This is a genomic window from Rhizobium sp. NZLR1 (genome assembly GCF_017357385.1).
Taxonomy (GTDB): Bacteria; Pseudomonadota; Alphaproteobacteria; order Rhizobiales; family Rhizobiaceae; genus Rhizobium.
This window is the reverse complement of the sequence record NZ_CP071632.1, coordinates 2,261,320-2,284,434: the sequence shown is the minus strand read 5'-3', so window position 1 is coordinate 2,284,434 and position 23,115 is coordinate 2,261,320. Positions and strand designations below refer to the sequence as shown.

Annotated in this window: 18 protein-coding genes; 10 read left to right on the top strand and 8 right to left on the bottom strand. The window is 62.0% G+C overall.

Annotated features, from left to right (window positions below):
* Window positions 1-82 precede the first annotated feature (82 nt).
* Window positions 83-730: a MarC family protein gene (locus J3O30_RS11430; RefSeq protein WP_207584230.1), complete on the top strand. Its 648-nt coding sequence runs from the start codon at window positions 83-85 to the stop codon at window positions 728-730.
* Window positions 731-821: 91 nt separating this feature from the next.
* Here the strand turns inward: J3O30_RS11430 and J3O30_RS11425 are convergent, their stop codons facing one another.
* Window positions 822-1,334 (bottom strand): single-stranded DNA-binding protein, encoded by a 513-nt coding sequence (locus tag J3O30_RS11425; RefSeq protein ID WP_207584229.1) that lies wholly within the window; start codon window positions 1,332-1,334, stop codon window positions 822-824.
* A 282-nt stretch (window positions 1,335-1,616) separates the two neighbouring features.
* Between J3O30_RS11425 and uvrA the strand changes: the two genes are divergently transcribed.
* From uvrA to J3O30_RS11410, 3 genes are read left to right on the top strand one after another with little or no spacing between them, the layout of a single operon-like run.
* On the top strand, window positions 1,617-4,538 hold the full coding sequence (uvrA, locus tag J3O30_RS11420) for an excinuclease ABC subunit UvrA (protein ID WP_207584228.1): 2,922 nt from the start codon (window positions 1,617-1,619) through the stop codon (window positions 4,536-4,538).
* Window positions 4,535-4,996 (top strand): GNAT family N-acetyltransferase, encoded by a 462-nt coding sequence (locus J3O30_RS11415; protein WP_207584227.1) that lies wholly within the window; start codon window positions 4,535-4,537, stop codon window positions 4,994-4,996. Before uvrA ends, J3O30_RS11415 begins: the two co-directional genes overlap by 4 nt.
* A 24-nt stretch (window positions 4,997-5,020) precedes the next feature.
* Window positions 5,021-5,827 carry a DUF72 domain-containing protein gene (locus tag J3O30_RS11410; protein WP_207584226.1) on the top strand — a complete coding sequence of 269 codons (807 nt, stop codon included), beginning with the start codon at window positions 5,021-5,023 and terminating at the stop codon, window positions 5,825-5,827.
* A 130-nt stretch (window positions 5,828-5,957) separates the two neighbouring features.
* Here the strand turns inward: J3O30_RS11410 and J3O30_RS11405 are convergent, their stop codons facing one another.
* Window positions 5,958-7,430 (bottom strand): NAD(P)H-hydrate dehydratase, encoded by a 1,473-nt coding sequence (locus tag J3O30_RS11405; RefSeq protein ID WP_207584225.1) that lies wholly within the window; start codon window positions 7,428-7,430, stop codon window positions 5,958-5,960.
* Between the two features lie 343 nt (window positions 7,431-7,773).
* On the opposite strand from J3O30_RS11405, the gene J3O30_RS11400 reads away from it, so the two are divergent.
* The 3 genes from J3O30_RS11400 to hspQ all read left to right on the top strand — a co-directional run bounded on the left by J3O30_RS11400 (window position 7,774) and on the right by hspQ (window position 10,191).
* Entirely contained in the window at window positions 7,774-8,112 is a 339-nt protein-coding gene (locus J3O30_RS11400) for a P-II family nitrogen regulator (protein WP_003539626.1), read from the top strand.
* Window positions 8,113-8,191: 79 nt separating this feature from the next.
* On the top strand, window positions 8,192-9,601 hold the full coding sequence (glnA, locus tag J3O30_RS11395) for a type I glutamate--ammonia ligase (protein WP_003559365.1): 1,410 nt from the start codon (window positions 8,192-8,194) through the stop codon (window positions 9,599-9,601).
* A 260-nt stretch (window positions 9,602-9,861) separates the two neighbouring features.
* A complete protein-coding gene (hspQ, locus tag J3O30_RS11390; protein WP_207584224.1) occupies window positions 9,862-10,191 on the top strand; it encodes a heat shock protein HspQ in 330 nt (109 codons plus the stop codon).
* Window positions 10,192-10,300: 109 nt separating this feature from the next.
* On the opposite strand, the gene J3O30_RS11385 is transcribed toward hspQ, so the two are convergent.
* Window positions 10,301-10,960, bottom strand: a complete 660-nt coding sequence (locus J3O30_RS11385; protein ID WP_207584223.1) for an invasion associated locus B family protein — start codon at window positions 10,958-10,960, stop codon at window positions 10,301-10,303.
* Window positions 10,961-11,243: 283 nt separating this feature from the next.
* Between J3O30_RS11385 and J3O30_RS11380 the strand changes: the two genes are divergently transcribed.
* Both J3O30_RS11380 and J3O30_RS11375 read left to right on the top strand, forming a co-directional pair.
* A complete protein-coding gene (locus J3O30_RS11380; RefSeq protein WP_207584222.1) occupies window positions 11,244-13,046 on the top strand; it encodes an extracellular solute-binding protein in 1,803 nt (600 codons plus the stop codon).
* Between the two features lie 64 nt (window positions 13,047-13,110).
* Entirely contained in the window at window positions 13,111-13,782 is a 672-nt protein-coding gene (locus tag J3O30_RS11375; RefSeq protein WP_207584221.1) for a DsbA family oxidoreductase, read from the top strand.
* 32 nt (window positions 13,783-13,814) lie between these two features.
* On the opposite strand, the gene J3O30_RS11370 is transcribed toward J3O30_RS11375, so the two are convergent.
* The 3 genes from J3O30_RS11370 to J3O30_RS11360 are packed head-to-tail and all read right to left on the bottom strand — an operon-like array spanning window position 13,815 to window position 18,104.
* Window positions 13,815-14,282, bottom strand: a complete 468-nt coding sequence (locus tag J3O30_RS11370; protein ID WP_207584220.1) for an OsmC family protein — start codon at window positions 14,280-14,282, stop codon at window positions 13,815-13,817.
* 16 nt (window positions 14,283-14,298) lie between these two features.
* On the bottom strand, window positions 14,299-17,802 hold the full coding sequence (gene mfd, locus J3O30_RS11365) for a transcription-repair coupling factor (RefSeq protein ID WP_207584219.1): 3,504 nt from the start codon (window positions 17,800-17,802) through the stop codon (window positions 14,299-14,301).
* Complete coding sequence (locus tag J3O30_RS11360; RefSeq protein WP_207584218.1) at window positions 17,799-18,104, bottom strand: succinate dehydrogenase assembly factor 2; 306 nt, start codon at window positions 18,102-18,104, stop codon at window positions 17,799-17,801. The genes mfd and J3O30_RS11360 overlap by 4 nt, the downstream gene beginning before the upstream one ends.
* Window positions 18,105-18,196: 92 nt before the next feature.
* Here J3O30_RS11360 and recG point away from each other — a divergent pair, with 92 nt between their 5' ends.
* Window positions 18,197-20,314: an ATP-dependent DNA helicase RecG gene (gene recG / locus J3O30_RS11355; protein WP_207584217.1), complete on the top strand. Its 2,118-nt coding sequence runs from the start codon at window positions 18,197-18,199 to the stop codon at window positions 20,312-20,314.
* A gap of 80 nt (window positions 20,315-20,394) precedes the next feature.
* Here recG and J3O30_RS11350 read toward each other — a convergent pair whose 3' ends face one another.
* Both J3O30_RS11350 and glmS read right to left on the bottom strand, forming a co-directional pair.
* Entirely contained in the window at window positions 20,395-21,102 is a 708-nt protein-coding gene (locus J3O30_RS11350; protein ID WP_207584216.1) for a DUF502 domain-containing protein, read from the bottom strand.
* Between the two features lie 134 nt (window positions 21,103-21,236).
* Window positions 21,237-23,063 (bottom strand): glutamine--fructose-6-phosphate transaminase (isomerizing), encoded by a 1,827-nt coding sequence (glmS, locus tag J3O30_RS11345; protein WP_207584215.1) that lies wholly within the window; start codon window positions 23,061-23,063, stop codon window positions 21,237-21,239.
* Window positions 23,064-23,115: the final 52 nt, after the last annotated feature.

Genomic DNA, 23,115 nt, shown 5'->3' with positions numbered 1-23,115 from the left:
ATTTGCCAAATCGGAATCGCCGCTTCACAATCATAAAACCACGCATAAAAACCACCCGACTATATGGGGTTCCGGAGAGACGATGGCAAGCGCCGACCAATTGATCAACGCCTTCACGACGCTGCTGGTCACCATCGATCCGCCGGGGCTCGCACCGATCTTCCTGGGGCTGACGATGGGCATGAGCCGCGCCCAGCGCACGCAGGTGGCGCTGCGCGGCTCGGTTATCGCCTTCATCATCCTCGCCGTCTTCGCGCTGTTTGGGGCCGGCGTACTCGGCGTGCTCGGGATTTCGATCGGCGCCTTCCGCATCGCCGGCGGTCTGCTGCTGTTCTGGATCGCCTTCGAGATGGTCTTCGAAAGACGCCAGGAACGCAAGGAGAAGGCCACCGAAGCGGCCATCACCAAGGATCACATCGAGAATATCGCCGTCTTCCCGCTAGCCTTGCCGCTGATTGCCGGCCCGGGCGCCATCTCGGCGACGATCCTGCTTGCCGGCACGCTCGCCACCTCCATCGGGAAAGCCCAACTGATCGGCGTCATTGCCGCCAATCTGCTGCTGACCTTCCTAATGCTGCTGATCGCCGAACGGCTGGACCGTTTCCTCGGCGTCACCGGCCGGGCAATTCTGACGCGGCTTCTCGGCGTTATCCTCGCGGCCCTTGCCGCACAGTTCGTCGTCGACGGGGCGAAATCGGCGTTCAATCTGATCAGCGCAACGCCGCACTGAAAACGGCATCCGCCGCGAGATCAAAGAAAAAGAGCATGACGCCGTTAAAGACGTCATGCTCTCGGATAAATCATAAACCACGAACGGCCGATCAGAACGGGATGTCGTCGTCGAGATCCCGCGAGAAGTTGCCACCGCCGCCACCGCCGCGGCTTGGCGATGATGAGGGAGCCGGGGCGCCGTAGTCGTCGCCATAATCATTGCTGCTGCTGCCGCCACGGCCGCCACCGGAGCTTGCACCGCCGCCTTCACCGCGGCCGTCGAGCATGGTCAGCGTCGAACCGAAGCCCTGCAGCACCACTTCCGTCGAGTAGCGGTCCTGTCCCTGCTGGTCCTGCCACTTACGGGTCTGCAACTGGCCTTCGATATAGAGCTTGGCGCCCTTCTTCACATATTGCTCGACGACCTTGCACAGGCCCTCGTTGAAGACGACGACAGTGTGCCATTCGGTCTTTTCACGACGCTCGCCGGAATTGCGGTCGCGCCAGGTCTCCGAGGTCGCAATACGAAGATTGGCGATCGGCCGGCCATCCTGGGTGCGGCGGATTTCCGGGTCCGCACCGACATTTCCGATCAGAATTACCTTGTTTACGCTACCAGCCATGCTCTCACCCTACCTGCCGCCCTGCCCGGCGGCGTTTCAATCGATCGGCGCACCTTAAACCATCAACGACCGCCGATGCGCATGGGCGGCACTTAATCCACATATTTCTCCGTCAGAACACCGCATGCATCCATCAGGATTTTTGTTCTTTCTTTGTTCTAGTTTATCCGTATGATCCTGTCAACAGAATCGAAAACCTTCAGTGTTGCGGACATTCAGCCTCGACTCGCCGTTCGGCATCACTAAATAAGGGCTGTTATCCCAAAGGACCAAGCTGAGACGATGAGCGAACTGAAGACGATCTCCATCCGCGGCGCGCGCGAGCATAATCTCAAAGGCATCGATCTCGATCTGCCGCGCAATAAGCTGATCGTCATGACCGGGCTTTCGGGCTCCGGCAAATCCTCGCTTGCCTTCGACACGATCTATGCCGAGGGCCAGCGGCGCTATGTCGAGAGCCTCTCCGCCTATGCCCGGCAGTTTCTCGAGATGATGCAGAAGCCCGACGTCGACCAGATCGACGGACTGTCGCCGGCGATCTCGATCGAGCAGAAAACCACCTCGCGCAACCCGCGCTCGACGGTCGGCACCGTGACCGAGATCTACGACTATATGCGGTTGCTCTTTGCCCGCGTCGGCGTGCCCTATTCACCGGCGACCGGCCTGCCGATCGAAAGCCAGACCGTCAGCCAGATGGTCGACCGCGTGCTCGATTTCGGCGAAGGCACCCGTCTTTATATTCTCGCGCCGCTCGTGCGCGGGCGCAAGGGCGAATACAAGAAGGAACTGGCGGAGCTGATGAAGAAGGGCTTCCAGCGCGTCAAGGTCGACGGCCAGTTCTACGAGATTGCCGAGGCGCCGGTGCTCGACAAGAAATACAAGCACGACATCGACGTGGTGGTCGACCGCATCGTCGTGCGCTCGGATGTCTCGGCCCGCCTAGCCGACAGCCTGGAAACCTGCCTGAAGCTCGCCGACGGGCTGGCGGTCGCCGAATTCGCCGACAAGCCGCTGCCGCTGGAAGAGACCTCGGCCGGCGGTTCGGCCAACAAGTCGCTCAACGAGACGCATGAGCGCGTGCTGTTTTCGGAAAAATTCGCCTGCCCGGTTTCCGGCTTCACCATTCCGGAGATCGAGCCGCGACTGTTCTCCTTCAACAATCCCTTCGGCGCCTGCCCGACCTGCGACGGCCTCGGCGCCCAGCAGAAGATCGATCGCGACCTGATCGTGCCCGAGCCGGAACGGACGCTGCGCGACGGGGCGATCGCGCCCTGGGCCAAGTCGACCTCGCCCTATTACAATCAGACGCTGGAAGCGCTGGGCAAACATTACGGCTTCAAGCTCGGCACCCGCTGGAACGATCTTTCCGACGAGGCCAAGGACGTCATTCTCAACGGCACCGACGACAAGATCGAATTCCATTATGCCGACGGCGCCCGCTCCTATACGACGCAGAAGAATTTCGAGGGCATCATCACCAATCTCGAGCGGCGCTGGAAGGAGACCGATTCCGCCTGGGCGCGTGAGGACATCGAGCGCTTCATGTCGGCAGCACCCTGCCCTTCCTGCAACGGCTTCCGCCTGAAGCCGGAAGCGCTGGCGGTGAAGATCGCCACGCTGCATATCGGCGAAGTGACTGCCATGTCGATCCGCGTCGCCCGCGACTGGTTCGAGACGCTGCCGGCCAGCTTCAACGCCAAGCAGAACGAGATTGCCGTGCGCATCCTCAAGGAAATCCGCGACCGGCTGCGTTTCCTCAACGATGTCGGCCTGGAATATCTCAGCCTGTCGCGCAATTCCGGCACGCTGTCGGGCGGCGAAAGCCAGCGCATCCGGCTGGCCTCGCAGATCGGCTCGGGGCTGACCGGCGTGCTCTATGTGCTCGACGAGCCTTCGATCGGCCTGCATCAGCGCGACAATGCCCGGCTGCTCGACACGCTGAAGCACCTGCGCGACATCGGCAACACCGTCATCGTCGTCGAACATGACGAGGATGCGATCATGACGGCCGACGACGTGGTCGATATCGGCCCGGCCGCCGGCATTCATGGCGGCGAGGTCATCGCCCACGGCACGCCGCAGGATATCATGGACAATCCGAAGTCGCTGACCGGAAAATATCTCTCGGGCGAACTCGGCGTTCCCGTTCCCAACGAGCGCCGCAGACAGAAGAAGGGCCGCGAGATCAAGGTGGTCGGCGCCCGCGGCAACAATCTGAAGAACGTCACGGCGGCAATCCCGCTCGGGGTGTTCACGGCGGTGACCGGCGTTTCCGGCGGCGGCAAATCCACCTTCCTGATCGAGACGCTGTATAAATCGGCAGCGCGCCGCGTCATGGGCGCGCGCGAAAACCCGGCCGATCACGACCGCATTGACGGCTTCGAGCATATCGACAAGGTGATCGACATCGACCAGTCGCCGATCGGCCGCACGCCGCGCTCGAACCCGGCGACCTATACCGGCGCGTTCACGCCGATCCGCGATTGGTTCGCCGGCCTGCCGGAGGCAAAAGCGCGCGGCTACCAGCCGGGGCGTTTCTCCTTCAACGTCAAGGGCGGGCGTTGCGAGGCCTGCCAGGGCGACGGCGTCATCAAGATCGAGATGCACTTCCTGCCCGATGTCTACGTCACCTGCGACGTCTGCCACGGCAAGCGCTACAATCGCGAGACACTCGATGTCACCTTCAAGCAGAAGTCGATCGCCGACGTGCTCGACATGACGGTGGAGGAAGGCGTCGACTTCTTCGCGGCGGTGCCGGCCGTGCGCGACAAGCTGCAGTCGCTGAAGGATGTCGGCCTCGGTTACATCAAGGTCGGCCAGCAGGCCAATACGCTGTCGGGCGGCGAGGCACAGCGCGTCAAGCTGGCCAAGGAGCTGTCGAAACGCTCGACGGGGCGCACGCTCTACATTCTCGACGAACCGACGACCGGCCTGCATTTCCACGACGTCGCCAAGCTGCTTGAAATGCTGCACGAACTGGTCAACCAGGGCAATTCCGTGGTGGTGATCGAGCACAATCTCGAAGTCATCAAGACGGCCGACTGGGTGCTCGATTTCGGTCCCGAAGGCGGTGATGGCGGCGGCGAGATTGTGGCTTTCGGCACGCCCGAGGCGATCGTCAAGGAGAAGCGCTCCTATACCGGGCACTTCCTCAAGGAATTGCTGGAACGGCGGCCGGCGAAGAGGGCGGCTGCGGCGGAATGACGATGCGGCCGGCGTCGCCCGAAGATCTGGAAAGGATCACGACGCTGACAGCAGCCGCCTATCGGCCCTATACCGAACTGTTCGGCGCTCCGCCGATCCTGATAACGGAGGATTACGCGCCTCGCATCGAACGCGGCGAGGTCTGGCTCCGCGAGGTCGGCGGCGAAACCGCGGGGCTGATGGTTGTCGAGCGGCATTCCAATCACCTCATGCTGTTCAGCATCGCGGTCTCGCCGGCCTTTCAGGGGGCCGGACATGGTCTGGCGATGCTCAAGTGGCTGGAGGGCAAGGCGCGCGAGTGGGCAAAGCCGGAAATCCGGCTCTACACCAATGCGCTGATGGAGCGGAACATCGCCCTTTATCGCGCCGTCGGATTTCACGAAACGGGTCGCCGGCCGAACCCATATCGGCCAGGATGGACGCTCGTCGACATGGCGAAACAGATCGATGCGGCCTGAACGGCTGCAAACAGGGAGGACGACATGACCAAATCCGGCACTATCCGCACCGGCATCGGCGGCTGGACCTTCGAGCCCTGGCGCGGGCATTTCTTTCCCGATGACCTGAAACAGAAGGACGAGCTGAATTATGCCAGCCGCCAGCTGAAGGTTATCGAGGTTAACGGTACCTATTACAGCACGCAGAAGCCGGCGGTTTTCGCCAAATGGGCGGCCGACGTACCCGACGGTTTCATCTTCTCGCTAAAGGCGACGCGTTTCGTCACCAACCGGCGGGTGCTTGCCGAAGCCGGTGAATCGATGGAACGCTTCCTGTCCTCGGGCATCAGCGAACTCGGCGATCATCTCGGGCCGCTGCTCTGGCAGTTCGCACCGACGAAGAAGTTCGATCCGGAAGATTTCGAGGCCTTCCTGAAGCAGCTGCCGGCAAAGCAGGACGGGCTGGCGCTCCGCCACGTGGTCGAGGTGCGCCACGATTCCTTCAAAGTGCCGGAATTCGTGGCACTGCTGGCGAAATACGGCGTGGCGCCGGTCTGCGCCGAACATTTCGAATATCCGATGATCGCCGATGTCACGGCCGACTTCGTCTATGCCAGGCTGCAAAAGGGATCGGACGATATCCCGACCTGCTATCCTGATAAGGACCTGAAGGCCTGGGCAGGCCGACTGGAGACCTGGGCGGAGGGCAAGGTCCCGGACGACCTACCGCTGATCGATGGGGATCGCAAGGTGAAGGCCGAGCCACGCGACGTCTTCGCCTTCATGATCCACGAGGGCAAGGTCAATGCGCCGCATGGGGCGATCGCCCTGCAGCAGGCGCTGGCAAAATAGGCCGGGCTGAGATTTGCGCTGAAGACATAGGCATCGGCGGCTCGAAGCTAAAGCATCGGCGGCTCGAAGCTGAAGCATCGGCGGTTCGAAGCTGAAGCATCGGCGGTTCGAAGCTGAAGCATCGAGCGGGCTAAAGCGGCGAGACATGGGTCGCGAGCTCCTCCGCCGTCAGGCCCTTGCCGGCGCGTTGGCCGGCCTCTCCGTGCAGCCAGACGCCGGCGGCCGCGGCCTCGAAGGCCGGCAGGCCCTGGGCGAGCAATCCGCCGATGATGCCGGCGAGCACGTCGCCGGAACCGGCGGTGGCAAGCCAGACCGGCGCGTTGGTATTGATGAGCGCACGTCCGTCCGGCGCGGCAATGACGGTATCGGCGCCTTTGTAGACGATCGCGGCATTGGCGAGGCGGGCAGCGGCCACTGATTTATCAACCTTCCCGAGCCCATCGTCGCCGGCAATATCGGGAAAGAGCCGGGCGAACTCGCCCCCGTGCGGCGTCAGCACCAAGCGCGGCTCACCCCGGAAAAGATCAAACAGCTGCTGTGGGTCTTCCTTGAACGAGGAGATGCCGTCGGCGTCGAGCACGAGATGGCGCTCGGCAAGGGCCGAGACAAAGCCGCGCGCTCTGACGCCGATGCCGAAGCCGGGGCCTAGAACGAAGCTTTGCAACCGCTTGTCGGCGAGCCAATCGTCGAGGTCGGCCGCGTCGTCGATTGCGTGCAGCATGACGGCGGTGAGATGCGCAGCATTGGCGGCCATCGCCGCGCGCGGGGCTGCGATCGTCACCAGGCCAGCGCCGGCCTTCAGGCCGGAGATCGCCGACATGCGCGCGGCCCCCGTCTTGTCGGCCTCGCCTGAGAAGACGACCAGATGACCGCGCTTGTATTTGTGGGTTTCCAACTGCTCGGCCGGCAGCACACCCTTCCAGGCATCCGGCCTGTTCTCGGCGATGACGCCGCCCGCCGCAGCCCTGACGATGCGGGCGGGAATGCCGATATCGAAAACCTCCAACTCGCCGCAAAGCTCCCTGCCCGGCATCAGGAGATGGCCGGGTTTGCGCGTCATGAAGGTGAAGGTGTTGCAGGCCCGGAAGGCGGCCCCCAACACCCTGCCGGTGCGGCCATCCAGTCCGGAGGGCAGATCGATGGCAAGCACGGGAAGACCTGCCTCGGCGACGCACTCTATGACCGTGCGGACATCGGCCGGCACTTCACGGCCGAGCCCTGCACCGAACAGGCCATCGATGACGACGTCGCCGGTTTCGGGATTATAGAGGTGGAGCTGTTCCCCCTGGATCGCGCATCCGGCTCTCGCGCGAGCCGCATCGCCCTTTAGCCTGGCGGGGTCGCTGAGATGGAAGAGCGCCACCGTCGCCCCGCTCTCCCGCAGATGTCTTGCCGCGACGTAGGCGTCGCCGCCATTGTTACCGGGCCCGCAAAGCACGACGAAGCGCAAAGCTCCGGGATGAAGGCGCAAGGCAGCCGCCGCGACCGCCGCCCCTGCCCTTTCCATCAAAGCGAAGGAATCGATGCCGGATGCGGCAGCGGCAGCGTCGACCGCGGCCATCTCGGCAGGCGTGAGAAGAAGATCGGACAGTTCATGGCTCATCGGCCTATTCAATCAAAAAACGCCTAAAAAACAACCGCCTGAAACACCAAAGAAAAGAGCCTATTTTGTGCAATTGCCTATATTTTCACCCCACTAAGACATAGTTGCGCGACTCCTTAAACTCATGTCTTTTTCGATTTTCGATATGATTTTGATCGAAGGACCGAGTTTTTCCGCTGGTTTGCCGCCAAACCGTCATCAAAATCCCCACAAATGCGGCGGTTTCGGCAAAATCCTCGTATTTTTTTAAGAAGATGGATTTCAAACTGGCACGATATCTGCATCATATCCGGCGAGCGGGAAAATTCCTGCCATAACGGGAGAAGCGGAGAGACATTTTCTCATGAAAAAGATCGAAGCGATCATTAAGCCTTTCAAGCTGGACGAAGTGAAGGAAGCCCTTCAGGAAGTCGGCCTGCAAGGTATCACGGTCACAGAAGCCAAGGGTTTCGGCCGTCAGAAGGGTCACACGGAACTTTACCGCGGAGCCGAATACGTCGTCGATTTTCTGCCGAAGGTAAAAGTCGAGGTCGTGCTGGCCGACGAGAACGCGGAGGCGGTCATCGACGCGATCCGCAAGGCGGCGCAGACCGGCCGCATCGGCGACGGAAAAATCTTCGTCTCCAACGTCGAAGAGGTCATCCGCATTCGTACCGGCGAGACCGGCATCGACGCCATCTGACCCACTTTGCCTGGCGCGCAAAGTTCGATACGGTCAGCGCAGCCATGTATTGTCATCGCAAATCGGAGGAAGGTATTTAATGGCGACCGCAAGCGAAATTCTGAAGCAGATCAAGGAGAACGACGTGAAGTTCGTCGATCTGCGCTTCACCGACCCGAAGGGCAAGCTACAGCATGTGACGATGGACGTTGTCTGCGTCGACGAGGACATGTTCGCTGACGGCGTGATGTTCGATGGCTCCTCGATCGGCGGCTGGAAGGCCATCAACGAGTCCGACATGGTGCTGATGCCCGATACCGAGACGGTGCATATGGACCCGTTCTTCGCACAGTCGACCATGGTCATCGTCTGCGATATTCTCGATCCGGTTTCCGGCGAGGCCTATAACCGCGATCCGCGCGGCACTGCCAAGAAGGCCGAAGCCTATCTCAAGGCATCCGGCATCGGCGACACGATCTTCGTCGGCCCGGAAGCGGAATTCTTCGTCTTCGACGACGTCAAGTACAAGGCCGATCCTTACAACACCGGCTTCAAGCTCGATTCGACCGAACTGCCGTCGAACGACGACACCGACTACGAAACCGGCAACCTCGGCCATCGCCCGCGCGTCAAGGGCGGCTATTTCCCGGTTCCGCCGGTCGACAGCGCCCAGGACATGCGTTCGGAAATGCTGACGGTTCTCTCCGAGATGGGCGTCGTCGTCGAAAAGCATCACCATGAAGTCGCCGCCGCCCAGCACGAACTCGGCATCAAGTTCGATACGCTGGTGCGCAACGCCGACAAGATGCAGATCTACAAATACGTCGTGCATCAGGTGGCGAATGCCTATGGCAAGACGGCAACCTTCATGCCGAAGCCGATCTTCGGCGACAACGGCTCGGGCATGCACGTGCACCAGTCGATCTGGAAGGGCGGCAAGCCGACCTTTGCAGGCGATGAATATGCCGGTCTTTCCGAGAGCTGCCTCTACTACATCGGCGGCATCATCAAGCATGCCAAGGCGATCAACGCCTTCACCAATCCGTCAACGAACTCCTACAAGCGTCTCGTCCCGGGCTACGAAGCACCGGTTCTGCTGGCATACTCCGCTCGCAACCGCTCGGCGTCCTGCCGCATTCCGTTCGGCACCAACCCGAAAGCAAAGCGCGTCGAAGTCCGTTTCCCGGATCCGACCGCCAACCCCTATCTCGCCTTTGCCGCCATGCTGATGGCCGGCCTCGACGGCATCAAGAACAAGATCCATCCCGGCAAGGCTATGGACAAGGATCTCTACGACCTGCCGCCGAAGGAATTGAAGAAGATCCCGACCGTCTGCGGCTCGTTGCGCGAAGCACTCGAAAGCCTCGACAAGGACCGCAAGTTCCTGACGGCCGGCGGCGTGTTCGACGACGACCAGATCGATGCCTTCATCGAGCTGAAGATGGCTGAGGTGATGCGTTTCGAAATGACGCCGCATCCTGTCGAATACGACATGTACTATTCGGCCTGATTGGCCTGAACACGGAAAGTCCCGGTTCGCCGGGGCTTTCACCTCCCAGGGTCATGGACGCCATCACAGCGCCGCGCGTCTTTTCAGACGCACAAAGACGCTGTAACACTTTGAAATGCTGCATAATTTCATCCTTAAATCGATGCCGATCTAAGGAATTATGCAGGAGGAGGATATGACGTTCATGTGACGAGCTTGCGCAAAAATCTTGATTTGCGCGGCACCAATCACCAAATTTGGTGATGAAAGGAAGTCGTACCATGAAAGAAAGAGTAGCAAAGTTCAGTATCGGCGAAGTGGTCCGGCACAAGGTTTTCCCGTTTCGCGGCGTCATCTTCGACGTTGATCCGGAGTTCGCGAATACGGAGGAATGGTGGAATTCCATTCCGGCCGAGGTGCGCCCAAGCAGGGACCAGCCCTTCTATCACCTGCTCGCGGAAAATGAAGAAAGCGAATATGTCGCTTATGTCTCCGAGCAGAATCTGATGAACGATGAAAGCGGCACGCCGCTTCGCAACCCGCAGATCTACCAGATTTTCGATCAGGCCCCGTCAGGGCAGTTCAAACCCAAGATGAGCTTCGCCCACTAAACTCGGTCTGACCGCAGCATCATTCAAGGCCTCGTTCCCGACGAGGCCTTTTCCTTGCGCACAAAAAACCCGGCTTGAAGCCGGGTTTCTATTCAGTATGGCGGCAGGATTACTGCGCCTTGGCTGCCTTCTGGGCGTCTTCCAGCTTCTTGCGGGCTTCTTCGGCCTTCTTCTGCATGCCTTCCTGCAAACTGCGCTGACTTGCGGCGAGCTTGTTTTCGGAAACCGGTTCGCCGTCATAAGCGCCGGTGAAGCCTTCGAGCGAGATCTTGATCGGGTTCGGGGCTCGACGGAAGTTGATCGAGGTGAAGATCACGTCGCTGCCCTTCTTCAGGCTGGCGATCATCGCGTCGGTCAGCGGAACTTCGGCCGTGCACTTGTCCGGCAGGCAGACGGCGTAGTCGAGCTTCTGGCCCTTGCCGCCGTCGATCTGCATGATGACGCCCGGGGGGATCAGGCGTGCCGTGGGAACCGAGACCTGCAGGAGCTTGCGGTTGATCTTGCCGGAAACCGAGATCAGGCCGACGGCCGTGACGAGTTGGCCGCCATTGGCGAGAATCAGGTTCTGGACAACACAGATGTCGTTGTCTTCCTGCTTGCTGCAGGTCTTGTACCAGCCGAGCTTCGGCGCGCCGGCGGCCTGCGCCTGGCCATCGGCAGGAGCCGCGGCTTCCTGGGCGAAGGAGGAGACCGGAGCCGAAGCGGCGCCGAACATCACTGCCAGAACGGACAGCGCTGCCCGCATTTTCTTTTCAGACTTGAACATCATAACGAATTCCGTCTCCTGATATCCGTTCAGGACAGCGACTTGCCGCCCCAACCTCGGGTCGTTCGGCACTCACCTCTTAAAAAAATAAGGCAAATGCATGACCCCGAAACTTCGGGTTCACCTGTTACATCGCGGCGTTCAAGATATCCAGCATTTCTTTGGCAATTTGAGGAGCATTTCGTCGCGATGCCAAAGAAATCGGCGCTCCGTGTTGGAATCGCTCGACCCCATGATAATCTCCGCGGTGAATCATGCCCGTTTTCGTGGTCTCAAGGATTGCCGAATGCTCCGGATCGTCGTCCCCCTCGTCCTGTCGCTGCTGTGCGGCGCTGTCGCCGCCGAGCCGCTGCATGGCATCGCGATGCACGGCGAGCCGGCTTTGCCGGCGGATTACAAACACTTCCCTTACGTTAATCCTGATGTGAAAAAGGGCGGCAAGATCACCTACGGCGTCGTCGGCACCTTCGACAGCCTCAACCCGTTTATCCTGAAGAGCATGCGCACGACGGCGCGCGGAATGTGGGATCCGGAATATGGCAATCTCGTCTACGAATCGCTGATGCAGCGCTCCAGGGACGAGCCGTTCACGCTCTACGGCCTGCTGGCCGAGACGGTCGAATGGGACGACGACAGGAGCTTCATCCAGTTCAACCTCAATCCGAAGGCGAAATGGGCCGATGGCCAGCCGGTGACGCCTGAGGACGTGATGTTCACCTTCGAACTGATGCGCGACAAGGGCCGCGTGCCCTTCGCCAACCGCCTCAACGTCGTCGCCAAGATGGAGAAGGTCGGCGAACACAGCGTGCGCTTCACCTTCAACGACAAGGCCGACCGGGAGACGCCTTTGATCTTCGGCCTTTTCCCGGTTCTGCCGAAACATGCGATCGATCCGGAAACCTTCGACCGTTCGTCGCTGACGCCGCCGATCGGCTCCGGTCCCTACAAGGTGAAAACGGTGAAGCCCGGCGAGAGCATCACCTATGAGCGTGATCCGAATTACTGGGGCAAGGACATTCCCGCCAAGGTCGGCACCGACAATTACGACACGATCACCGTCCAGTATTTCCTGCAGGATACGACGCTATTCGAGGCCTTCAAGAAGGGCGATGTCGACGTCTATCCCGACGGCAATCCCGGCCATTGGACCAATGCCTATGATTTCCCCGCGGCCACCTCGGGCTCTGTCCTCAAGGACACGTTCACGCCGAAACTGCCGAGCGGCATGCTCGGCTTCGTGTTCAACACGCGCCGGTCGATCTTTGCCGATCTCAAGGTGCGGGAAGGCCTGTCGCTGGTGTTCGATTTCGAATGGGCGAACAAGAACCTTTATTCCGGCGCCTACAAGCGCACCCAGAGCTTCTGGCAGAATTCCGAGCTGTCGAGCTTCGGCGTACCCGTCAATGCCGCCGAGCTTGCCCTGCTCGGGCCGATCAAAAGCAAAATCGCGCCCGACATTCTCGACGGCACCTACAAGCTGCCGGTCACCGATGGCTCCGGCCGCGACCGCAATGTGCTGAAACAGGCTGTTGGATTGTTGAAAGAGGGCGGCTATGCGATCCAGGGCGGCAAGATGGTGGATGCCTCCGGCCGCCAGCTCGCCTTTGAAATCATGACGCAAAATGCCGACCAGGAGAAGCTCGCCGTCGCCTATCAGCGATCGCTGCAGACGATCGGCATTGCCGCTTCGATCCGCACCGTCGACGATTCGCAGTATCAGAGCCGGACGAACAGCTTCGACTACGACATGATCATGAAGTCCTACACTTCGTCGCTATCGCCTGGAAACGAACAGCTCGGCCGTTGGTCTTCCGCCGCCAAGACCCGCGAAGGCACCGACAGTTTCGCCGGTGTCGCCGATCCCGATATCGACACGCTGATCGACCATCTGCTCAGGGCGCGCTCCGCCGAGGATTTCACCGCGGCGGTGCGCTCCTATGACCGGCTGCTGCTTTCCGGCCATTACGTGCTGCCGCTCTACCATATAGACCAGCAATGGCTGGCACGCAGCAAGCGCATCGGCCATCCCGAGAGCGTGCCGCTCAATGGCTATCAGCTGCCGGTATGGTGGGATACGAGCGTGCAGTAAGAAGAGCCGAATCGGGCCGGCTGAATGTCTCCGTTCTGAGACGCAGAGAATAAGGAAAATCATCATGGAGCGTATCGCCATCGACGTCGTCTCGGATGTCGTCTGCCCCTGGTGCTATCTCGGCAAGGCGCGGCTGGAGCTTGCCATTGCCGAGGTGCAGGACCAAATCGGCGTCGACATCAACTGGCGGCCGTACCGGCTTAATCCCGAGTACCCCAAGGAGGGAGTCGACCAGAAGAAGGCGCTGGCGGAGAAACTTGGCGGCGAGGAACGCGTGGCGCAGGCCCACAAGATGCTCACCGATTTGGGCCGCGAGGTCGGCATCGCCTTCGATTTCGAGGCGATCAGGATCGGCCCGAATACGCTCGATGCACATCGGCTGATCCACTGGGCGATGATCGAAGGCCGCGAGAAGCAGGACAAAGTGGTTGCCGCCCTGTTCACGGCGAATTTCGAGGAAGGCCGCAATGTCGGCGACCATGCGGTGCTGCTCGATATCGCCGAGAAGGCCGGCCTCGACCGCCCGGCCACCGCCTCGCTGCTCGCCTCCGATGCCGATCGCGATCTGATCGTTGCCGAGATCACGGCGGCCCAGGAGATGGGCGTCAACGGCGTGCCGTTCTTCATCTTCGACCAGCAATATGCCGTCAGCGGCGCCCAGACGCCCGACGTGCTAGTAAACGCGTTGCGCGATATCGCCAAAGCGAAGGCCGAGGCGCGATCCGGGCTCAACTAGCAGACGGCAAAGGGCCGGCAACGATTTCAGCGTCAGCCCAGAACTGGAACGCAGCGCACCTCGGTCTTCACCGAATTGGCGATGAAGCAGTCGTCATGGGCGCGATGGTGCAGGCTTTCGAGCTCACTCAGGGAAGGCTGTTTGTCGCCCCTGAAGACGACATGCGGACGGAGCGTCACGACGGTCATGGCGAGGCGGCCTTCGGCGTTCTTCTCCATGATGCCCTCGGCGGCATCGGTGTAGCTGTCGACGCAGAACCGCTGTTTGGCGGCAATCGACAGGAACCAGAGCATGTGGCAGCTGGAGAGCGAGGCGACGAAAGCCTCTTCCGGATCGACGGCGTCTTCGACCGAATAGGGCAGCGGAACGACATGCGCCGAGGAGGACGCCCTGACCTCGATGCCGCCGTCGAAGCTCCAGCGGTGGGCACGGCTGTAGCGGTTGTCGGTGAATGTCTCGCCGTTCCGGTCCCAAGCGATCCTTGCGCCGTATGTCGCCATCCTCAAGTCCTTCCGTTTATTTCGCCATCTCGGCCAGTTGCGTCATGATAACGGCAGCGCCCTGCAGGCGCTTTTCCGGCGTCGGCAGGTCGCGGGTCAGGAAAACGCTGTGGTCGGGGCGGATTTTCGCCATCGCGCCCTGCTTGCCGATGTAGCCGACGAGGTTTGCCGGGTTGGGGAATTCCTTGTTGCGGAACTGCACGACGACGCCCTTCGGGCCGGCATCGAGCTTTTCGACATTGGCGGTGCGGCAGAGCGACTTGATGTAGACGATCTTCAGGAGATGCTGGACCTCGATCGGCATCGGCCCGAAACGGTCAATCATCTCGGCGCCGAAGCCGTCGATCTCCTTGAGTTCGGTGATTTCGCCGAGACGGCGGTAGAGCGCCATGCGCAGATGCAGGTCGGGCACGTAGCCCTCCGGGATCATCACCGTCGTGCCGACCGATATTTGCGGCGACCAGCCGGTGTCGTGGATCTCGTCGATACCCTTGACCTCGGCGACCGCCTCTTCCAGCATCTGCTGATAGAGCTCGAAGCCGACCTCCTTGATGTGGCCGGACTGCTCTTCGCCGAGCAGGTTGCCGGCGCCGCGGATATCGAGATCGTGGCTGGCCAGCTGGAAGCCCGCGCCGAGCGTATCCAGCGACTGCAGCACCTTGAGCCGGCGTTCGGCGGTGGCCGTCAGCACCTTATTCACAGGCAGGGTGAAGAGCGCGAAGGCGCGCACCTTCGAGCGGCCGACGCGGCCGCGCAGCTGATAGAGCTGGGCAAGGCCGAACATGTCGGCGCGGTGGACGATTAGCGTGTTGGCTGTGGGCACATCGAGGCCGGATTCGACGATGGTGGTCGACAGCAGCACATCGTAACGGCCCTCATAAAAGGCATTCATGATGTCTTCGAGTTCGCCGGCCGGCATCTGGCCATGGGCGACGGCGACCTTCAGCTCCGGCAAATCCGACTGCAGGAAGGCATGTATGTCCTCGAGGTCGGCAAGCCTAGGGCAGACATAGAAGCTCTGGCCGCCGCGATAATGCTCGCGCATCAGCGTCTCGCGGATGATCAGACTGTCGAAGGGCGAGATGAAGGTGCGCACCGCCATGCGGTCAACCGGCGGCGTGGTGATCAGCGACAGTTCGCGCACGCCGGTCATCGCAAGCTGCAGCGTGCGCGGGATCGGCGTCGCCGACAGCGTCAGCACATGCACGTCGCTCTTCAGCTCCTTCAGCCGTTCCTTGTGCTTGACGCCGAAATGCTGCTCCTCATCGATGACGAGCAGGCCGAGATTGGCGAATTTGATGCCGGCGCCAAGCAGCGCATGGGTGCCGACGACGATATCGGTCTTGCCTTCGGCCACTTCCTTCTTGGTCAGCGCCAGCTCCTTGGCCCCGACCAGGCGCGAGGCCTGCTGGATGCGCACCGGCAGGCCGCGGAACCGCTCGGAAAAGGTCTTGAAATGCTGGCGGGAGAGCAATGTCGTCGGCACGACGATGGCGACTTGGGCGCCGTTCATCGCCGCGACGAAGGCGGCACGCAGCGCCACTTCGGTCTTGCCGAAGCCGACGTCGCCGCAGACGAGACGGTCCATCGGCCGGCCGGCGCCGAGATCGGAGCGCACGGCCTCGATGGCGGCATCCTGGTCCTCGGTCTCGTCATAGGGGAAGCGGGCGGCGAATTCGTCGTAGAGACCTTCCGGCGTCGTCAGCATCGGCGCATGGCGCGTCAGGCGCTCGGCGGCGATGCGGATCAGCGCATCGGCCATGTCGAGCAGGCGCTTCTTCAGCTTGGCCTTGCGCATCTGCCAGGCGCCGCCGCCGAGCTTGTCGAGCTGGGCCTCGGTGCCCTCGCCGCCGTAGCGCGAGAGAAGATCGATGTTTTCGACCGGCAGGAAAAGCTTGGCCTCGTCGGCATATTGCAGTTCGAGGCAGGCATGCGGGGCGCCTGCGGCCTCGATGGTCCTCAGCCCGATGAAGCGGCCGATGCCATGTTCGGCGTGAACGACGATCGAGCCTTCGTCGAGGCCCGCGACCTCCGAGATGAAATCGGCGGCGCGCTTGCGGCGCTTGGAGCGGCGCACCATGCGGTCGCCGAGGATATCCTGCTCGCCGATGACGACGAGGTCGCCGGCCTCGAAGCCGGCTTCGAGACTGAGTACGGCGGCGGCCGCCTCGCCTCTCGCCAACGAGCCGAGATCCTTCAGCGCCTCGACCGGCTTGACCTTTTCCAGGCCGTGTTCGTTCAGCACCTGCAGCAGGCGCTCCAGCGAACCTTCGGTCCAGGCGGTGACGAGCACTTTCGCGCCGCCGGCGCGGCGGTCGGCGATATGTTTGACGACGACGTCGAAGATGTTGATGCGTTCTGCATCGCCGCCGCCTTCGGCATTCGCGCGAGCCCAGCGCTGGCCCTGGCGGGCGTCGATATTGACGACGCGGCGCGCCTCGCCCTCATGCTCGTTGAAGGGGCTGATGCGGATCGCCCCGAGCGCGTCGAGGGTCTTTGCGAAAAGCTTGCTGTCGAGATAGAGCTGGCCCGGCGTCACCGGCTTGTAGGGCGTGCCCTGCGCCATCTGGCCCTTGGCCGGCTGGCCGGAATTCAGCCGGGCGTCGTAATAATCGAAGACCAGCTTGGAGCGCTCCTCGGCTGCCTCACGCACCGTATGGTCGGTGACAACACGGAAGCCGCTGAGATAATCGAAGACGGTATCGAGCTTCTCGTAGAAGAGCGGCAGCCAATGCTCCATGCCCGGATAACGCCGACCCTCGGAGACGGCGAGATAGAGCGCGTCGTCGCGCGTGGTGGCTCCGAAAGCCGAGAGGTAATTCTTGCGGAAGCGGCTGATCGTATCCGGGGTCAGTGTCACCTCGCTCATCGGGTTGAGATCGAGGGAGCGCACCTGGCCCGTCGTGCGCTGGCTTCCCGGATCGAAGCAGCGGATCGATTCCAGCGTGTCGCCGAAGAAATCGAGGCGGACCGGCTCTTCCGAACCCGGCACGAAGACGTCGAGAATGCCGCCGCGCACGGCATATTCGCCGACCTCGCGCACGGTTGCGACACGCTCGAAGCCGTTGCGCTCCAGGCGGCCGGCAAGATCGTCCATGCGCAGCTGGTTGCCGGGACGGGCTGAAAAAGTCAGGCTTTCGATGACATCCTGCGGCGCCACCTTCTGCAGCATGGCATTGGCGGTGACGAGGACGATGGCGGCATGCGGCTTCTTGCGGTGGGCGATGAGGCCGCCGAGTGCTGCAAGCCGGCGGGCCGAGGTATCGGCACTCGGCGAAACGCGGTCATAAGGCAGGCAGTCCCAGGCCGGCAGGGTGAGAACAGGAATGTCGGGGGCGACAAAGCCCAGCATCTGCTCGAGATCGGCCATGCGGTGGCCGTCGGACATGACATAAGCGACCGGCTCTCCCGCTCGGGCGAGTTCGGCCAGCAGCAGCGGTTCCAGACCTGACGGCACATTGCCGATCGTCAGCGGCTCGGCAATGGCCGCAAGCTTCTTCGCATCGAAACCAGGGATCATTCCGGCGTCCTGAGGGGCTTGTCGAAATCGGGTGTGTAGGCGGCAAGGCGGGTAAACATCGGTGTCTGGAAACGCTCGGGCACCGGCCATGTTCCCATGATCCAGCGAACAAGGTCATTGTCCTCTTCCGCCATGATCGTCTCGAACTCGTCAAGCTCGGCTTCCGAAAGCGTCGCGATCTCGGCTTCGGCGAACTGGCCGAAGACCAGGTCCATCTCGCGGATGCCGCGGTGCCAGCAGCGGAAAAGGATCCGGCGGCGGCGCGGGTCGAGACCGGCACTGGTGAGCGTGACACCTGTCATGGCATTACCTTCCTGTTGATGCGCCTCTATAGACCCTGGAAAGCGGCTTGTCAGCCTTGCCAAGGCCGCATTGTTCATCGCATTTTGGCCGCATGCGCCCCGCCATTCTCGATCCTCTGTTTTCCCCAATTTCGGGCCTTCCGGGCGTCGGCCCGAAGATCGCCGACCTGCTGGTCAAGCTGCTCGGCCGCGAGACGCCGGAGGATTGCCGGGTCATCGATCTGATCTTCCACGCGCCGTTTTCGCTGATCGATCGGCGCAACCAGCCGGGCATCGCCCGCGCGCCGCAGGGCGCGATCGTGACGATCACGGCGCGTGTCGACCGGCACCAGGTGCCGCCGCGCGGCAAAAGCAATATTCCCTATCGCGTCTTCCTGCATGACGAGACCGGCGAGCTGACGCTGGTCTTCTTCCGCGGCCAGGCCGCCTGGCTGGAAAAACAACTGCCGATCGATGCGGAAGTGACGGTCAGCGGCAAGGTCGATTGGTTCAACGGCCGCGCCTCGATGGTGCATCCCGACTATATCGTCAGGGCCGATGAGGCGGAAAACCTGCCACTGGTCGAGCCGATCTATCCGCTGACGGCGGGGCTTTCGCCGAAGACGCTGCGCAAGATCATCGACGCCGCCCTGCCGCGTTTTCCCGAGTTGCCGGAATGGGTCGACCTCGCCTTGACGCAGAGAGAGGGCCTGCCGTCGATCCGCGACAGCTTCCATATGCTGCACGAGCCGCACGATCCTGCCGATATCGACCCGCAGGCTCCTGCCCGGCGGCGGCTTGCCTATGACGAATTCCTCGCCGGCCAGCTGTCGCTGAGCCTGGTGCGACAGAGGCTGCGCAAGGTGGCGGGCCAGCCGGTGCATGCGACGGGAGACATCAGCGGTGAGATTCTGAAGTCCCTGCCCTTCTCGCTCACATCAAGCCAGAACGAGGCGATCGCCGGTGTTTTGAAGGACATGGCCAGAGCCGAGCGCATGCTGCGGCTGCTGCAAGGCGATGTCGGCTCCGGCAAGACGCTGGTGGCGCTGATGGCAATGGCGGCGGTGATCGAAAGCGGCGGCCAGGCCGTGCTGATGGCGCCGACCGAAATCCTGGCGCGGCAGCACCATGCGACGATCTCGAAATTCGCCGCCTCCGCCGGACTTGGCATCGAGATCCTGACCGGCCGCACCAAGGGGCGGGAGCGGGAGGAAATCCTCGAGCGCATCGCCTCGGGCGCAGCACAGATCATCATTGGGACGCATGCGCTGTTCCAGGACAGCGTCGCCTACGCCAAGCTGATGCTGGCCGTGGTCGATGAGCAGCACCGTTTCGGCGTGCATCAGCGCCTGAGGCTGACCGCCAAGGGCATCTCGCCGCACATGCTGGTGATGACGGCGACGCCGATCCCGCGCACGCTGGTGCTTGCCGCCTTCGGTGATATGGACGTTTCCAAACTCACCGAGAAACCGGCCGGCCGCAAACCGATCCAGACGATCACCGTGCCAATGGAGCGGACCGGCGAAATCGTCGGGCGGCTGCAGGGCGCGATCGCCGAGGGCAAGAAGGCCTACTGGATCTGCCCGCTGGTCGAGGAATCCGAAGAGCTCGACCTGATGTCGGCCGAGGAGCGGCACGCGACACTGGTCGCCGCGCTCGGTTCCAATGTCGGCCCGGGTATCGGACTCATCCATGGCCGGATGAACGGCCCGGAGAAGGACGCGGCGATGCTGGCGTTCAAGAACGGCGAAACGCGGCTGCTCGTCGCCACCACCGTCGTCGAGGTCGGTGTCGATGTGCCGGATGCGACGATCATGGTGATCGAACATGCCGAACGCTTCGGCTTGGCGCAATTGCATCAGCTGCGCGGCCGCGTCGGGCGTGGTGACCAGGCCTCGACCTGCATCCTGCTCTACAAGGGACCGCTCGGCGAGACCGGCCATGCGAGGCTGTCGATCATGCGGGAGACGGAGGACGGTTTTCGCATCGCCGAAGAGGACCTGAAGCTGCGCGGCGAAGGCGAATTGCTCGGCACCCGCCAGTCCGGCACGCCGGGCTTCCGCATCGCCAGCCTCGAGGCGCATGCCGACCTCTTGGAAATCGCCCGCAAGGATGCGACCTATCTCATTGAGCGCGATCCGGAGCTGACCAGTGACAGAGGAACGGCGATCCGCACCCTGCTCTATCTCTTCCGCCGCGACGAGGCGATCCGGTTTCTGAGAGCGGGATAAAGCGCGCCGCGACGCGCTTTAAATCTTTGTTACATGCATGTCGTTATCCCAAAACCGCTGACACTTTTGGGCGACATGCTTCAATCCGCCTTTGAAACCGCCACCGGCTTCGGCCGCGGCAAATGTTTCTGCTTCGGCTCGGGCGGCTTGTGTCCGGGGGCAACGAGACCGCCGGAAATCAGGAATTTGGCGGCGTCTTCCGGGCTCATGTCGAGCAGGACGATCTTTTCGCGCGGCACGAAGACGAGGAAACCTGCCGTCGGCACCGGGGTCGGCGGCAGGAAGACGGCCACCATATCCTGGCCCATGGCGTTGAACTTCGACGCGATCTCGCCCTTGGCGTCGGTGGCGATGAAGACCAGCGCCCAGAGGCCGGGGCCTGGATATTCGATGAGGCCGACCTTCTTGAAGGAATTCGCCTGTTCCTTCAGCACCGTTTCGAAAATCTGTTTCACGCTTCTATAGATCGTGCGGACCAGCGGCATGCGCTGGACGATCGATTCGCCGAAACGGACGATGCTCTGGCCGATCAGGTTCTTGCCGAGAAAACCGACGACGGTGATCAACACGATGGCGGTCAACAGGCCGAAACCGGGAATGGCGAAATTGAGATAGCTTTCCGGATTCCAGCGCGCCGGAATATAGGGCCTGACCCAGCTGTCAGACCAGTGGATGAAGGTCCAGGTCAGCCAGATGGTAATGGCGATCGGCGCGCAGATGATCAGGCCTGCGAGAAAATTGTTCCTCAACCGGGTCGCCACCGGCATTCTGGGGGTGTTGTCGGTCATCTCTACTGATGAACTCCATCTCAGTCCTGGACAGGCCGGAACGCCGGCCCTTCCCCCTTGTCCGCAGACCAAAATTGCCAGAATTCGAGGCGTCGCACAATATGTTTCGGCGCGAAGATCGGGTTGTCGCGGGCTTATTCCACGGTTACGGATTTCGCCAGATTACGCGGCTGGTCGACATCGGTGCCCATGAAGACGGCGGTGTGATAGGCGAGCAGCTGGATCGGCAGCGAGAAGATCATCGGCGCGATGATTTCGTCGACCACAGGCAGGGTGATTGTCGCCATGGTCGGCAGTTTCGAGGCCGCCGCACCGGCTTCGTCGGTGATGAAGATGATGCGGCCGCCGCGGGCTGCGACCTCCTGCATGTTCGAGACGGTCTTTTCGAAGAAGCGGTCGTAGGGGGCGATGACGATGACGGGCATGTTCTCGTCAATCAGCGCGATCGGTCCGTGCTTCAATTCGCCGGCGGCATACCCCTCGGCGTGGATATAGGAGATTTCCTTGAGCTTCAGCGCACCTTCCATAGCAAGCGGGAAGCTGGTGCCGCGGCCGAGATAGAGCACGTCCTTGCACTTCGACAGCTCCCGCGCCAGGCTTTCCATCTGCGGCTGGATGAGGTTCAGCACGCGACTCATGATGCGCGGCATTTCGGCGAGATGGCGCACCAGCGTCTTCTCCTCATCGGCACTCACAGTGCCGCGCGCCTTGCCGGCGCCGATCGCCAGCGATGCCAGCACGGCAAGCTGGCAGGTGAAGGCCTTGGTCGAGGCGACGCCGATTTCGGGGCCGGCCATGATCGGGAAGACGGCATCGGATTCGCGGGCGATCGTCGATTCGCGGACATTGACGACGGCGCCGATCTTCAGGCCGTTGTCGCGGCAATAGCGCAGCGATGCCAGCGTATCGGCGGTTTCGCCGGACTGCGAGATGAAGAGAGCGGCCTGCGATGGCGACAGCGGCATTTCGCGGTAGCGGAATTCGGAGGCGACGTCGATCTCGACCGGCAGACGGGCATAACGCTCGAACCAGTATTTGCCGACGAGGCCGGCGAGATAGGCGGTGCCGCAGGCCGAGATCGCCAGGCCGGTCGCCGCCTTGAAGTCGATCGCGGCGGCGTTGGCGCCGATGGTGTTCTCGGCGAAATCAACGTAATGGCTGAGCGCGTGGGAGATCACCTCCGGCTGCTCGTAGATTTCCTTTTCCATGAAATGGCGATGGTTGCCCTTGTCGACGACATAGGCGGTCGCCTGCGAGATCTGCCGGGCGCGCTTGACCGGCTTGCCGGCAAAATCGATGACGGCGACACCGTCGCGGGTGAGGACGGCACAATCGCCGTCGACGAGATAGGTGATCTCGTTGGTGAAGGGCGACAGTGCGATCGCATCCGACCCGAGGAACATCTCGCCGCGGCCATAACCGACGGCAAGCGGCGGCCCCGAACGGGCGGCCATGATCGTGCCGGGATCGGCCTTGAGCATGACTGCAAGCGCATAGGCGCCGGTCAGCCGGTTCAGCATCTGCAACATTGCGGCGCGCGGCTCCAGGCCTTCGCGCAGGTATTTCGCCATCAGCTGAGCGACGACCTCGGTATCGGTCTGGGTTTCGAAGACCGAACCCTCCGCCGTCAACTCGTCGCGCAACTCGGAGAAGTTCTCGATGATGCCGTTGTGGACGACGGCGACACCTTCGACGAAATGCGGATGGGCATTGGTCTCGTTCGGAACGCCGTGGGTCGCCCAGCGCGTATGGGCGATACCGACCACACCGGGCAGCGGTTCGGCGTCCAGGCGCTTTTCCAGATTGAACAGCTTGCCTTCGGCGCGGCGGCGATCCATCACGCCCTCATGGATGGTGGCGACGCCGGCGGAATCATAACCGCGATATTCGAGACGCTTCAGCGCATCGACCAGGCGCCCGGCAACAGGCGCAGTTCCGACGATCCCGACAATGCCGCACATAAAACATCCCCATAAGGCTTCGATAACGAGGCCAGTCCTAACGATTTCCGCT